Annotated in this window: 12 protein-coding genes and 2 pseudogenes; 9 read left to right on the forward strand and 5 right to left on the reverse strand. The window is 39.8% G+C overall.

Features of this window, described 5'->3' with window-relative positions; genetic code table 11:
- The first annotated feature begins 37 nt into the window (after window positions 1-37).
- The gene (locus tag CDC33_RS33525) at window positions 38-1030 is read left to right on the forward strand and encodes a tetratricopeptide repeat protein (protein WP_244919483.1); all 993 of its coding nucleotides are present in this window, start codon (window positions 38-40) and stop codon (window positions 1028-1030) included.
- On the opposite strand, the gene CDC33_RS33530 is transcribed toward CDC33_RS33525, so the two are convergent.
- The 3 genes from CDC33_RS33530 to CDC33_RS33540 all read right to left on the reverse strand — a co-directional run bounded on the left by CDC33_RS33530 (window position 991) and on the right by CDC33_RS33540 (window position 6726).
- Window positions 991-3495: a CHAT domain-containing protein gene (locus CDC33_RS33530; RefSeq protein WP_109012958.1), complete on the reverse strand. Its 2505-nt coding sequence runs from the start codon at window positions 3493-3495 to the stop codon at window positions 991-993. The genes CDC33_RS33525 and CDC33_RS33530 overlap by 40 nt on opposite strands.
- A 12-nt stretch (window positions 3496-3507) precedes the next feature.
- A complete protein-coding gene (locus CDC33_RS33535) occupies window positions 3508-5595 on the reverse strand; it encodes a two-partner secretion domain-containing protein (protein ID WP_244919484.1) in 2088 nt (695 codons plus the stop codon).
- A gap of 234 nt (window positions 5596-5829) precedes the next feature.
- Window positions 5830-6726 (reverse strand): tyrosine-type recombinase/integrase, encoded by an 897-nt coding sequence (locus tag CDC33_RS33540; protein ID WP_109012959.1) that lies wholly within the window; start codon window positions 6724-6726, stop codon window positions 5830-5832.
- 94 nt (window positions 6727-6820) lie between these two features.
- On the opposite strand from CDC33_RS33540, the gene CDC33_RS33545 reads away from it, so the two are divergent.
- The 7 genes and pseudogenes from CDC33_RS33545 to CDC33_RS33570 all read left to right on the forward strand — a co-directional run bounded on the left by CDC33_RS33545 (window position 6821) and on the right by CDC33_RS33570 (window position 10980).
- Window positions 6821-7279, forward strand: a complete 459-nt coding sequence (locus CDC33_RS33545) for a double zinc ribbon domain-containing protein (RefSeq protein WP_109012960.1) — start codon at window positions 6821-6823, stop codon at window positions 7277-7279.
- Window positions 7280-7657: 378 nt separating this feature from the next.
- Window positions 7658-7946: pseudogene (locus CDC33_RS33550) on the forward strand (response regulator); the annotation flags it as partial.
- A 235-nt stretch (window positions 7947-8181) separates the two neighbouring features.
- Window positions 8182-8430: pseudogene (locus CDC33_RS33555) on the forward strand (winged helix-turn-helix domain-containing protein); the annotation flags it as partial.
- A gap of 9 nt (window positions 8431-8439) precedes the next feature.
- The gene (locus tag CDC33_RS41445; protein WP_280524468.1) at window positions 8440-8685 is read left to right on the forward strand and encodes an SDR family NAD(P)-dependent oxidoreductase; all 246 of its coding nucleotides are present in this window, start codon (window positions 8440-8442) and stop codon (window positions 8683-8685) included.
- Between the two features lie 13 nt (window positions 8686-8698).
- A complete protein-coding gene (locus tag CDC33_RS33560; RefSeq protein ID WP_280524478.1) occupies window positions 8699-9121 on the forward strand; it encodes an SDR family oxidoreductase in 423 nt (140 codons plus the stop codon).
- Window positions 9122-9243: 122 nt separating this feature from the next.
- Window positions 9244-10257, forward strand: a complete 1014-nt coding sequence (locus CDC33_RS33565; RefSeq protein ID WP_181374298.1) for a glycosyltransferase — start codon at window positions 9244-9246, stop codon at window positions 10255-10257.
- A gap of 504 nt (window positions 10258-10761) precedes the next feature.
- On the forward strand, window positions 10762-10980 hold the full coding sequence (locus tag CDC33_RS33570) for a DinB/UmuC family translesion DNA polymerase (protein ID WP_109012962.1): 219 nt from the start codon (window positions 10762-10764) through the stop codon (window positions 10978-10980).
- On the opposite strand, the gene CDC33_RS33575 is transcribed toward CDC33_RS33570, so the two are convergent.
- Both CDC33_RS33575 and CDC33_RS33580 read right to left on the reverse strand, forming a co-directional pair.
- Entirely contained in the window at window positions 10951-11154 is a 204-nt protein-coding gene (locus CDC33_RS33575) for a ribbon-helix-helix domain-containing protein (protein ID WP_109012963.1), read from the reverse strand. The two genes, CDC33_RS33570 and CDC33_RS33575, sit on opposite strands and share 30 nt — an antisense overlap.
- A 664-nt stretch (window positions 11155-11818) precedes the next feature.
- Complete coding sequence (locus CDC33_RS33580; RefSeq protein ID WP_109012964.1) at window positions 11819-12100, reverse strand: hypothetical protein; 282 nt, start codon at window positions 12098-12100, stop codon at window positions 11819-11821.
- A 1267-nt stretch (window positions 12101-13367) separates the two neighbouring features.
- Between CDC33_RS33580 and CDC33_RS33585 the strand changes: the two genes are divergently transcribed.
- Window positions 13368-13604, forward strand: coding sequence for a hypothetical protein (locus tag CDC33_RS33585; RefSeq protein WP_109012965.1), 237 nt, complete (start codon window positions 13368-13370; stop codon window positions 13602-13604).
- The last annotated feature ends 85 nt before the right edge of the window (window positions 13605-13689 follow it).

A 13689-nucleotide genomic window follows, 5' to 3' on the forward strand; every position in this document is an offset into this window, starting at 1 on the left:
TCAAGCCATTGATGTTTGTAAAACAATGAAAAAGCTGATGTTTTTTGGGGGAATGTGCTGTTTAACTTCTCTAATACTAATTCACCTACCATTGCTAGCAAATGTACCGCTCATAAGAGTAAGAAGAAATCAGGCTCGTTGTGAACCACAGTTAGGAAGGATAGTAAGCAAAGGCGACAAACGATTTGAAGTAGGAAGTTTAATCTGTAAGGGAGATGAATTAGAGGTTTTAAATGGTGGTTTTGTACAATTATTATGTTTTAGTTCTGGAAAATTTTTAAATTTACCTAGTGGGACTATTCCTCTTGATAAATGTGCAGAATCTGAACAAGTCTCATCTCCCTGCAATCCAAGTAACACTGATGGATGTCGCATACAAAAAGGAGGCACAGAAGGGAGCGATGAGCCAACAATCATTTCTCCTTATAGCACATCAACATTGAATTCCCGTCCCAAAATAACTTGGACTGCTGTTAAGGGTGCTACTTCTTACAAAGTCAAAGTAAAAAGTTACGAGTTTGGGTGGGAAAAAGTTGTAAATGAAACTCGGCTTGCTTACCCAAGTGATGAAAAAGAATTTCAACCTGGGACTCCATATACAATATATGTTTTTGCATATATTGATGGTGAAGCTTTTAGCTATGATGAAACCTTTGTGGACGTATTGTCTGTAGCCTCCCAAGAACAAATTGCACAAAAGATTAAACGGATCAAAGGCTTAGGGCTACCTCTAGATGAAACTATTCTTGACGTAGATGTTATCTATACGGCAGAAAATCTTTTAAATGAAACAATCGAGATGTTAAAAACGGCAACAGCAACTAATAGCCAAAATCCGACTCTTTACAGAGTACTGGGCGATCGCTATCTGAAAGCCAAGTTGCCAAAGGAGGCGAAATCCGAATACCTGATGGCAGCTGAGTTAGCGAAAAGCAGTAATAATTCAAAAGAGTTACAAAAAGCTCAATCAGGGCTAAATTTAGTGGAATTTTACAACCAGCTTCCAACCAAGAGGAACCCACCCCAATAATAAGCCTTCTTATATTTAGGATTTGACAGTAAACTCAATTGCGCCCGACGTAGTGCTTCTGCTTTTGGCAAGCCATTGTTCAAACCTTTATAAAATTCTTGCATAAGCAAAGTGGTAGAATCGGCTTCCACACGCCACAAAGTAGCAACAGTACTACGCGCTCCAGCTTGTGCAGCCATTCCCGCAATACCCATTGCTGACTGCTTGTTGCCTTTAGCTGTTTCGCAGGCGCTGAGAACAAGCAACTCAATTGCATCTTGACTATTTTCAGTTTTACCTCTGATTAAGCTGTCAAAGTCTTTAATATTAATTAGTTTGTCATAGGCTACCAGTACTGTTTTGAGTGGATCAGAACTAAATTGACCGTGGGTAGTAATATGTACAATAGGAAAATTATTTTGAGTTAGTTCTTCTTTGAACCTTTTAAGGGTAAACTTCTTGTCTAACAAAGCTACTGAGGATTTAGTTTGTTTTTCTACATTTTCTATTTCTTGTTTAGATGAAAGCAAATTATCCATGTTTTTAGGTGCATTTGGCTCTGTAAAACTGGGACTGAATTTTGATAGTCCAGCTATTAAAGCTATCATCTGGTTTTGATGCAAGGCTCTAGGTTGTCTAATTCTAGAACCTAAAGTTTCTGCAATACTGTAATGCTCTATTAAATAATGTTGCCCATCATATAACAATGCCATTGGTATGCTTTGGAAAGATTTATCTAAAGTGAATACGAGTGTTCCTGATGTGGGTAGATATGTTTTGATTGGTGCAATTAGCTTTTCAAAAATTCCTTGAGAAGAGGTAGTAATGCTATTTTCGCCAACTTCAGAAAGCTTTTCATTTTGTAAAGCTTCTAAAAGATGATCTATCTGGAATCGAACTAGTTTAGATTCAATAGAATGGTGGTGAAGTGAGCCATCTGTTGACTGAACAATTACTTCTATAGTATCCCCTAAATCAATAATGTGAATTACTGTTGGGGCGCTATTGAGGTTCTGAAGCTGATTCAAAGCAACAAGGTCAAGCTTGCCACATTTGAGAAAGTTTTCTAACCGTGCTATCTGTAATTCTTCATTTATCTCTATTATTCTTTTTAAATCAGGATTAGGTAATGTTAAGAGCAATCGCATATAATTCCGATATGTCGGCTCCATTTCTGACTGAAAAGAGAACTGCAAATCTCCGTTAGTTGACAAAAGACTATCACGCACTTCAGCCATGTTTGTGATTGCAGCATTATAGTTCTGAATCGCTAACTCAGTTTTTCCCTGCTTTTGGTAAATTAGTCCTAACTGCTGCTGCCATTGGTAGGCGATATCCGAAGCCCGAATTGATTGAGCGAATCCTAAAGCCTTCTGAAAATATGCTTGTTTTTGTTCTGTTTGAGTTGATAATTTACCCAAAGTACCAAAACTATAGGATAACCATCGGATACTATTAATAGTTTCAGCCATTTTCAATGCTAATTTAGCATATCGAATCGCTACTGATTTCAATTGTTCATCTGGGATCTGGCTGAGGTTATTAGCAAAATTCAACCGAGCATGAATGGATGGCTCAGGTGATAACTCCAAAAAGGCAGAATAATTTTCATCTATTTGATTTACCAATACTCGGATCTGTTGATTAACTTTCTGATGAAGGCTCGCTTGATTTGGTTGCTCACTAAGCCATTTTTCCCAACTTATCAGTAAAGTTAAGTGATTCAACTGAGATTGGAGTTTAGCTGATTTTGAGATATTTGGTATATTTTCTAGTATTTGGTAATACAAGAGTGATTTTTGCGCCTTTTGTGGAATAATATTAGCAATCTGCTCTCGAAAAAGTGGTTCCTCTATCCAAGAATATTTTTCTTGTAATTGCTGATAAATTGATTGTTCGATATTACCCAGAGACAGATAAATCCCACTAATCTTTGATGAGGATACAAGTTTCGCCAGCGTTAATGTTTCTTGTAAAACTGTTTGAGATTCATTTAATTTCCCTAAAATCCGCAATACTTCTCCTAGATTCTGTAATCCAAGCAAGTTAACTGATGTTGGTTTCTGCTTACCGATTACTGCCGTCAGTTGCTCTTGTTGAGCAGGAGATGGTTGCTGCAAAGCCGTGTCGCAAATACCTAGATTTGCATTCAACTTTAAAGCTTCTAAAAGTGTATTGCAAGCTTGTTTGTGTAATCCTAATGCTTGGAAAGCAAGGTTTTGATTAATCAGGCTTTCCGTAATTCCCTCTTGATCGTTTAGTTGGCGATAAATTTTTGTAGATTCCTGCCAAGTTTTTAAAGCTTCATTCGCCTGATCTAGAGCTAATTGTTCGTGACCTGAAGAAGTCAGGGATGCCGCTTGATTTTTAAGAAATTCTTTTTCTTTTTTTACAGTCTGGGCAGGGGAAGATGATTGAATTAAAATTATAGACAGCCCTAGAATGCCTGAGAAAACGTATTTAAAGCAACATTGAGGTGAGATCATTTTTATATCTTTTTACCACTGAGATCCTGAAAAACAAGAACTTGCAGACAGTGAAGCATTATCCCATGCTGGATTTGCTTGGTCTGTCGTCAAAACTAAATTACCTTGAGAATCCCGAATCAAAACGTTGGCTTCTATGATTTGTGTAGCTTGGTTACTTATTAATGATTTTGGATTATGTGAATTATTAAAAGCTGGAACTGGAACAGAGCTACTTTGCTCAACATTGTTATACATCAGGTTGTTAGGCTTAGATTGGATATTGCGAGTACTACTAACTCGAAAACTACTTACTTCTGTGCCTGCTCGTGCCTGACAGACTGGGGTGATTTGAGGAGTTATTGGAATTACTTCTGTTTTTAGTTGAGTAGGGTAAATGTTAGTATCATCAATGTTGTATTTAACCGTACCGTTAATTCCGTACTTGGAACTAGCTGTAATCAAGCTATTAGGAGAAAAGAAAAGTCCTTGAGCATTAATTGTGATATTCCCACCACTACCCTCAAAGGCATTTGCGGTGATGCTGCTATTTTTTATTGCAACTAGGATATCTGTGTTGATAGTGATGTTGCCGCCGTCGCCATTACCCCCAGCAGTCGCAGTAATGATACTGTCACGTAATTGTAAGTCACCAGAGTGTAAGAAAATGTCGCCTCCTTGGCCCTTTGTGCCCGTCTCTGTGCCAGCTGTGATAGTACCTCTGTCTAGATTGATACTGTCTGCGTTGATTCGGAGGGTTCCTGCATTTCCTTGTCCTGGCTGAAAGTTGAGATTTTTTGGAATTTTTTCACCACCAATATTTACTCTGGCACCATCAGTGACAGTTAATCGTTCTGCTTCGATTGTCAGATTTCCGGCCTTTCCAGTTCCTCCAGTTCGAGCTGATATTCTGCTAGGAGAATTACCAGTTAATGACTTTCCGGTTACTTGCACTTCTTGGGAAGCAGTTATAGATACGTTGCCTCCCGAACCCTGCCCAAATGTGCCTGATGATATCACTCCTCCAGAGCGTAAACTTAACCGCGTAGTTTCAATCTTGATGTTACCGCCAGATCCGGTAGATCCTCGTTGGGCCAAACTTGTTATGGAACTGCCTGCATTTCCTGTTGGTTTTCGCAGCACTTCCACTGAATCATGAGCTAAGACCTCTATGGAACCAGCATTTCCGAAGCCATACGTACCAGCAGCTATCCCTGCTCCATCTTGGACACTTAACCGCCCAGTTTCAATATTGATGTTGCCACCAGCTCCGGTAGCTCTTGGGTAAACTAGGCTCGATATACCAGTGTTGAAAAACGAATCAACTTCTGGTAATCCCACCAGGTTCACTGAATCTGAAGCATTAATTTTCAATGTTCCTCCCGTTCCTGCTCCTAATGTGCTGGACTCAATCTGAGAACCACCGTTTAGCATTAGCTTCATGGCTTGTATTTGAATATTGCCACCACCATCGCCACTAGCATCAACTGCTGCTGCTCCAGACAACTGGATCTCTCCAAAGGCTGAGATGCCTGAATATCCCAACGTCCAGCCTTTATCTGTAGGAATCAGGTTGACCAAACCCGCTCCAGCCACGCTGCCTAATTCAATCTGTCCGCCTGTTGTTTTAAGCGTTCCACCTGAGAGTACTATATCGCCACCCACCAAAGCTAAGGTTTGATTTGGCTGCACGCGCAGACCTGAACTAGTATCTATGAGGTCTGAAGTTTTTCTTATACCTTGACCGTCTCCAAAGACGCGAATATTTCCAGCATTTGTCCCAAATCCTAATCCCACAGGCACGCTCACTGTCAACAAAGGTTCTGCACCACTAAGGGGTTTAGCATCGAAGGAGATGCCATCAGCAAATTTAATATTACTGGCAGTAGTGCCGAAAAACGAGCCGCCAATGTTCAGTGAAGCATTCGTCCCAAAAATAATCCCATTGGGATTAATAAGAAATACGTTGGCTATGCCGTTAGCTCGAATTAAACCATCAATATTAGATATTGTGCTACCCGTCACTCTTGTCAAAATGTTTTGGATGTCTGGGGCATTTTTGAAGTAGACTGCGCTTCCTGTGGGTACAGAAAACTGTCCAAAGCTGTGGAACAATGTCACCGTGAAAAATCACCAGGGACGGGAAGCGAAGCGATCGCCTGATTGAATTTTAAATTCACCAACAGGAGGGGGGAGAGATGCAAAGTTTTGTGAATATTCTTGCAAAAATGCAGATTTTATGGGTTTGATTTCCTGAAGCCTGATTCTGTTGATGAGGAGTATATCTAATACTCTGAAGTTATTTAAAATTTACAATACTTTAGCTGGCAATCGCTACACATAATAAAAAAGAAACTATATATTCTTTACCAAGTTATCTAGGGCTGACTTAGCTACCGATTCTGCTCGTGAAGATGTGATTTTCTGATAGCGCAAGGTAGTTTGGATATTTTCATGCCCCATCAGCGCCCGTAGCTCCTCAATCGCCATTAGTCCCACCCGTTCAGTGGCAAAGGTATGCCGCAGGTCATGCAGCCGAATGCCTTTGAGTTCATGGCTTTGGTTAATTACTTTTCTCCAGTCTGCCAGAACTGCTTCATAACTTACTGGCGTTATGACTTTAGTTGTTGGGTGCTGGGCGGTGAATAATGCTTTGGATGCGGAGTGGCGATAATATTTGATATAGTCTTGTAAAGCAATTTCCGCATCTTCACGCATTAAACACCAGCGTTGTTTGTTACCTTTACCTACAACTTGGAACTTGCGTTGCTCCATATTTATGTGTGCTAACTCTAAGGAAAGTAATTCTCCGATTCTGGCTCCACTTCGATGTAGCAAGTGGACTATCGTCTCCAGTCTGGCATTAGATTTTTTGACGTTTGCATACAAAATATCTAGCTGTGATGGCGTAAGATAGCGTATTATCTCGTCTGTCTTGTGTTCTCCCCGTTGTCGTTCCGGTTTCCTGGGACTTAAACGACTGGCTGGGTTTGATTGAATGTAGCCGGAATCTACAGCAAAATTAAACAGAGCGCTGATTATCGCTTGATGGCGATTATGCGTTGTGTAGTTTAAATTATCTAAGCTTTGAAGATAATCCTTAAGTAGTTGACGGTCTACTAATTCTACAGGTGTTTGTCCGTGTTCTTTGAGCAAAGATAGTAGCGTTTGCTCGTAAGATTTAAGTGTACTAGCGGCTAATCCATCTCGTGAGAGAAATGCTGTAGTAACTTGTGCTAATGTAGTTGTCATATTTCACTATTTTTTCGGCTAAAGGCAGTATATAAATTTCAAAAAACATATTTAATAGGAATAATTTTAAATATATATTAATACATACTTTATCATGGACAATACCCCTCAACCCCAAGAATCGCTGGCAGAATACGTTAAAAGAATACGCACGAGCCTTTCGTTAAGTCAAACAGAGCTAGCCCTAAAGGCAGGGATTCATCTTCAAAGTTTGGGTAAGATTGAACGAGGGATGACGACTAAGCTTAATAGTAAAAGTCAGCGTGGGTTAGCAATTGCATTGCAGGTTCCATCTGAGTACCTGGATGCGGTTGTCCGTGGGGTTGCTCTTGGAGCATCAGATGTTCTCAAATTTTGTCCCCACTGTTGGCAGCCTGGAACAACACTTGAAGATATTTGGTTGTCGCCACGCTCCAAGTTCTGTTTTCTGTGCGGGACTGGATTACGTAATAGTTGCGCTAGGTGTAACGAACCGATTACGTCGGTGAAATTCCGCTTCTGTCCTTACTGTGGTTTTCCCTACAAGGAGTCTGTTAATTCTGGTGTGACTTGAACTTCAGATGTATTCTGTTTTTAGGCACAATGCAACTATAGCTTTGACCATTTAATGAAATTCACGCATTCAAAATGCTCTCATTAAGAATAATTGAAGAAGGCAGAAGGCAGAGCCCGGATTTCTCACAAAGGTTTAAACGATTAGCCCAAAACGCTTATGACACTTAGACTTTAGATAAAATACTTTGTTCACATACTGCTGTGATTCGTGCAGCGTCTAAAACGCTCAAAATCTAAGCCTGATAAAGGTTTGGTAATAGCGATCGCAAAGCTTGTGAGAAATCCGGGATAACTGTACTTCAAGATTGTTTTGCGTTTTTGACTCCTAATAAGCAGATAATGAAGGGTTAAGAGTTCTCGCTCATTAGGAACAGCGTTGAGAAACTTATCAGGTGAAAAAGGCACAATCTTAGTAGTAGATGACGAAGCCAGCATCCGCCGGATTTTACAGACGCGTCTTGAGATGATTGGCTACAGTGTAGTTACAGCTAGTGATGGTGAAGAAGCTTTGTCAGCTTTTCGCTTGTTGACCCCTGATTTAATAGTTCTAGATGTAATGATGCCAAAGCTGGATGGCTACGGTGTCTGTCAAGAATTACGGAAACAATCAGACGTACCAATTATTATGCTAACAGCATTGGCAGATGTAGCAGACCGAATCAAACCAATTCGCAATTCGCAATTCGCAGTTCGCAATTTCGGACGTAATTGATAATTGAGACGTTGGGGTACAGAGCAACTAATTTCAATTATGAAAAGAAATAAAACACATAGTATCAATATTCAAGCTCCCGCATTCATAAGCCACTGCGGTGGACGGGAACACCTGCATAAAGCAAGTGGCGTGCGTGGGGTATTATTAATTGCGAATTGCGAATTGCGAATTGCGAATTGGAAAAGACAGGTGTGGAGTTTAGCTTATTAGAGTTGTTAGTTAATCATTCGGGAAAGATTTTTTCAAGGGTTGAAATATTGCAGCAATTGTGGGGCTTTGTACCAGAGATGAATACAGACACCCGTGTGGTAGATGTGCATATTTCACGATTACGGACAAAGGTAGAATCCGACCCCAACGACCCAGAATTCATTATTACAGCAAGAGGTAGTGGTTATTTTTTCCCACGAATTATTGATTCAGAGCAGGAATAAGAGAAAAATATGAGTAAGCTCATCTTAATTACAGGCATAAGTAAAGGTCTAGGTTATGGGATGACCGAGGGTTTTATTCAACAGGGACATACTGTTATTGGTTGCGCCCGTTCATCAGATGCTATTGATAAAATACGCCAGAAATTTAGTGCTACCAACGATTTCACATCTGTAGATGTAGCAAATGAACAACTTGTAAAAAAATGGGCACTCTTTCGTACTTCAAAAATATTCACCGCCAGATATAGTAATTAATAATGCGGCAATTATTAATTACCCAGCACCTTTGTGGGAAATCCCATCTGAAGAATTTTCGGATCTTATAGATATCAATATCAAAGGAGTAGCGAATATAATTCGCCATTTCGTACCAGCAATGGTAAAAAACAAACGGGGTATTATTGTTAACTTTAGTTCTGGTTGGGGACGTTCGACTTCAGCCCAAGTTGCACCATATTGTGCTTCTAAGTGGGCAATAGAAGGATTAACTCGTTCTTTGGCACAAGAATTGCCAACTGGCATGGCAGCCATACCCCTCAATCCAGGTATCATTCATACAGATATGCTTTCTATTAGCTTTGGAGAAGAAGCTGCTAATTATACACCCGTGTCCGATTGGGTATTGAAAGCTGTTCCGTTTATTCTCAATTTAAAACCCAAAGATAATGGAATTCCTTTGACCATTTCCTGAAATTGCTCATGCGTGAATTGTTTTGACCAGTTACGAAAAAGCAGTCTGATTTCAACTGTATTGGTTTATCGCCCAGAGGCACAGTAAATTAGTACAATTTTTGAATACTGGAGTTTTCATTTTTGAAAAAGCATTTGAGCCAAAGTCTACCTATAGCACCAAGCCGGAAACTGAAGATTACGATCCTAACAGTAGGTTCAAGGGGAGACTTGCAACCATACTGCGCTTTGGCTATTGGCTTGAAACGTGTGGGGCATGAAGTAACGATTGCAACGCATGAGAACTTTGAACCATTTGTGAGGAAGTTCGATTTAAAGTTTGCACCGATCGCTGGAAATATGCAAGAGTTTCTGCAATCGAAACTCCTTCAGCGATTGATTGCGGGAGAAAAGTTGAATCCTTATGAAAGAGATAAGCTTTTGCTTCAACAATTGCAGTCGGCTTGGGCAGCGTGTCAGGGAAGTGAGGTGATTATCTACACGCCGTTAGCTACCTTTGGATATCATATTGCAGAGAAATTAGGCGTACCCTGCTTTTTTGCATCAGTTCTACCGTTGACTCCTACAGGGATGTTTGGGTTTTTGAGATTTGCTCAAATAACTAAAAACCCGCTAAAGAAATTAATCAACTATGGCAGTTACTTACTAGTAGAGTTTTTGCACTGGCAAAGATATCGTTCACTGCTCAATCACTTCAGAACAGAAACTTTGAAATTGCCGCCTCTACCATATTTCGGCAGACGCTTCAGACAGAAGACTCCGGCGAATGTATCACGAATCCCTGTATTGTATGGATTTAGTTCGCACGTAATCCCAAAACCTCGTGACTGGCCGCATTGGGCGTATGTGACTGGTTTCTGGTTTATTGACCAAGCCTCCGAATACGAGCCACCTCTGGAACTAGAGGATTTTCTGGGACGAAAGCAACTACCTTTGTGTTTTGGCTTTGGGAGCATGACGATGCCCAATCCAGAATATCTCACACACTACATCGTGGAAGCTCTAAAGAAAACACATCAAGGCGGCATTATATTGTCAGGCTGGGGCGACGTTGGAAGAACGGTGAATATAAAAGATTCGCTACGAGTGTTTGTGATCAAGGAAGGGGAGCAACGCGAAAAAGTGAGATCCTCGTGAAATAGGCAGGGGGGGCAGGGGGAGCAGGGGAAGCAGGGGGAGTAAAGAGAGAAAGTAGTAATTTTTGCTACCGACATACCCTGAAGTATACTTAATTTCTTTCTCTCCCCCTGCCTCCCCTGCCTCCCCTGCCTCAAGAGCTTGCCTACCTCACAAAATCGCATTGCTCCCGATTATATCGGTCTTTTTCTGGATTAGTTAATGATGTCATTTGTCCCAAGAACACGTACTTTCAAGGCACTTGCTCATTCAGCTTACTATGAACCTATTCCACAAATAAAGTATAAAGATTACAGGAAACCATTACTCAACAGAGGCATCAACCGCCCCAGTAGGGGAGATCCATAAAAATAAATCTCCAGCCAAATTACAAACGAATAATCGACTACGCCCACGATCCACCCACGTTCGCGTAGCGTCTCCAAAGGAGAAGGCTAGGGATTTATTTCGGGTTTATGCCAGAACCAGAGAAGGATAACCCCCAAAGAACAGCCAGCATTTCAAATGCTGACCAATCCACCAAATCTTCGCCATGCTCCAATACTTGCTCCTATGAGTGAACTCTCTACGATTTTTGAGATAGCCAAAGCGCTGTTTGAGTCGATTTCACTGGAGAATCGCAGTATTAGGTTGCTGGGCATTTCCTTGTCTAACCTTGATAACGCCAAACAAAACCAAGTAATTCAATTGCCGCTATTTCAGAATGGGAACATCATATTTTAGCGTAGGTGTAGTCTGTTCAGACGCTGACAACTCGGTTATGGAGAGAGAGCGAATCAACTCCCGAATCACATCAGTTGCAGGTCTACCTGTGTTTGCACAATATTTTTCAAGTTTTTCGTTTTCAGCAGATGCAAGATTTATTGTGATTCGTTTGATAGCCCATTTTTTGTTCATGACTTGCTATATTAACCAAATTTAATGAATTATCTAGACTTTAAATGCCTTGTGCAATACTTAACAAATATATAGATGTTAACCACAGCATACTTGCCGTAAAACTATTTTTAGCACATGCCTCCCAAGAGTATTTACTTGTAGCCCAAAACTTCACTGATAAATCATTTATATGAACTTTAGAACATTTGAAACGAGCTTGTATTTTTGTAAATATTATTAAGCAAAGCGCAATCGGAGTGAGCCTTGCAAGAGGCGTATAATTAGCAAGTATTGCCAATTGAATTTAGTAAACCTTATCTTCATACAATTGGATTTAATATTCATTTACTCTTTACCCAAAGGTGAAATTGACTAACTACTCTGGATATAGACTTTCATTCAAGCACTATATTTAACTCTATAACTTGACAAAACCTTAATACATCTAGAAAATTTTCTAGCTTACTTAAGGTTTAATAATTTTGGTTCTTCAGTATCTGTTATGCCAAATTATTAGTTAGATATCAAAACTAGGCTAGAAAATAAAGCTCAAAAGCCCGAATCAGCGCTAAACCCATAAATAACTAGTTAAAGTTTATTTTTCTTGTCTAGTAAGGCTTTCATGGCTTTTTTGAAGGTAATTTAGCATGATATATTAATTCTTATTCAGTTAGAGCTTAATTTACCCGCAGAAATCATCAACCCTCAACTCGCGCCACACATCAGATGGTTGCCACCCAGAGTTGCCAACAGAGCGTAGGGGGCGATAGTGTTCAGAAATGTATTCGGATTCGGAAACGTAGTCTTCAATGTACACAAGTGGATTGGGTTCAATCACTGGTTCAGGAATATTTTGACTTTCAGGCATCTCAATGGATTCAGTCGGTGGCGGGGTTACTTCTATTTTCTTGCGAACTGGGTTAGAAGTTTTTTTGATGAGTCGTTGCATATCTATAGAAATCATTTGGCTCTTCACAAAGAACGGATATTCCAGAATACAGTAAGTTATTAGGGAATCCGAGACATTTTGCCGTCAAGTTTGTCTGTTTTGAGATTGCTTTTGGGTGACCATTTTTTGAATTCAAAATTTAAAATTCAAAATTCAAAATGAAGAATAGAATAATTTTGAATTAATTATCACAATCAGTGGCGGGTTTCAAGCCCCCACTGATTGTCTTTAATTTTGAATTGATAATTTTGAATTTTGAATTCCCCGAAGGGGTTGACTTGAGCCAGCTTCATTTGGCGTTAATATAACTTGAGCGCTGTAGCCCCCTCAATCACTCCTTCAGAGGATAGTTACTCAAAACTGACCATTTTTCTCCTCTGCATACAAAGGCGAAAATGAGAAGTTGATTGTCTCTTGGGTAGCGATCGCAGTCCTTGAGCAGTACCAGAAGCAATGCACGAATATGACCTATGCTGTCGATATCAGGAGATAGCGGCAGTGATGAGAGTAGATTTTGGAGTGATTGCTCTTATGTAGCGTTTCATGCGATCGCTGTAGGCAAGATTTGCAGTACTTGTACAGAGGTATAAAGAGTTGCCCAAGTATAAACTGAATGCTGGTAAGAGATGATTGTAGTAAATTTATATACTCTATTGATGTGAATAACTCAGTAGAGTATTTTTGTGAGAATCACCGCCCTTAAGGAATAGACCCGCCTTTGCCACTGCCCTTCATAAAAGGGTTTCTACAGCTTGTAATTGTTGCAAGAGGTCTTGTGGACTGTGGAAGACATAATCGCAACAGTAAGATGAAGCGTCAAGCAATACCTTTCGGTTAAAGGGGAAAGGGGAAGGGGAAAAGGGAAAAGAAAAACTTTTAACCTTTACCCCTTAACCTTTTCCCCAAGCCCAATTTCAAGTTAAAAATGCTTAACCGAACAGTATTGAAGCGTCAAGTGTGTATTACGATATCTAAAATTCTTAATTCTGGTTTGTAGAGGTAAGCATTTGTTCAGGAATAACCAGAGGCAACTCCTTACCTGAATACAACCACTTGTTTGTTTCTCGCTTACTTTGAAAAATATTTAATTATATTTTAATATTTTTGTTGCCTGATGCTCTCAAACCCTCACAGCGTCTTATCCCTATGGATGCAAATTAACGAGCTTTATTTAAGTATCTCTAGGTAGAAGTCATAAATTTATAGAATTCGTAGGATTTGAAACGGAAACTTATTTTTGTTGATGTAGTTTCAAAATAAGACTTATATTATCTGTTGAACAATGCCAAGTAGTTATTTTACATCAATAGAAGAAAGAGAAAAAATATTTTGCACAGAACTAGTTAAGTACGGTGTGGAGTATGAGAAAGCAGTTATAGCAGCTAAAATTATAGCTTCTGGGCAAGGGGATGAACATTTATCGCCTTCAGAGATAAAAATCGTTAAAGATGCTTGTAAAAAGTGGTCAGAACAGAATCAGCGCTTAAAGCGTTTGAAAGCTGTTGTAAATCAAATTTAGTTTAAATTAACAACAAGCTTCATGCAGTACCCAGGAAAGAATAGGAACCCCTACTGATTGCAATAATGAAATTGATAATGCGTGA

Origin of the sequence: Nostoc commune NIES-4072, assembly GCF_003113895.1 — a bacterium.
Classification (GTDB): Bacteria; Cyanobacteriota; Cyanobacteriia; order Cyanobacteriales; family Nostocaceae; genus Nostoc; species Nostoc commune.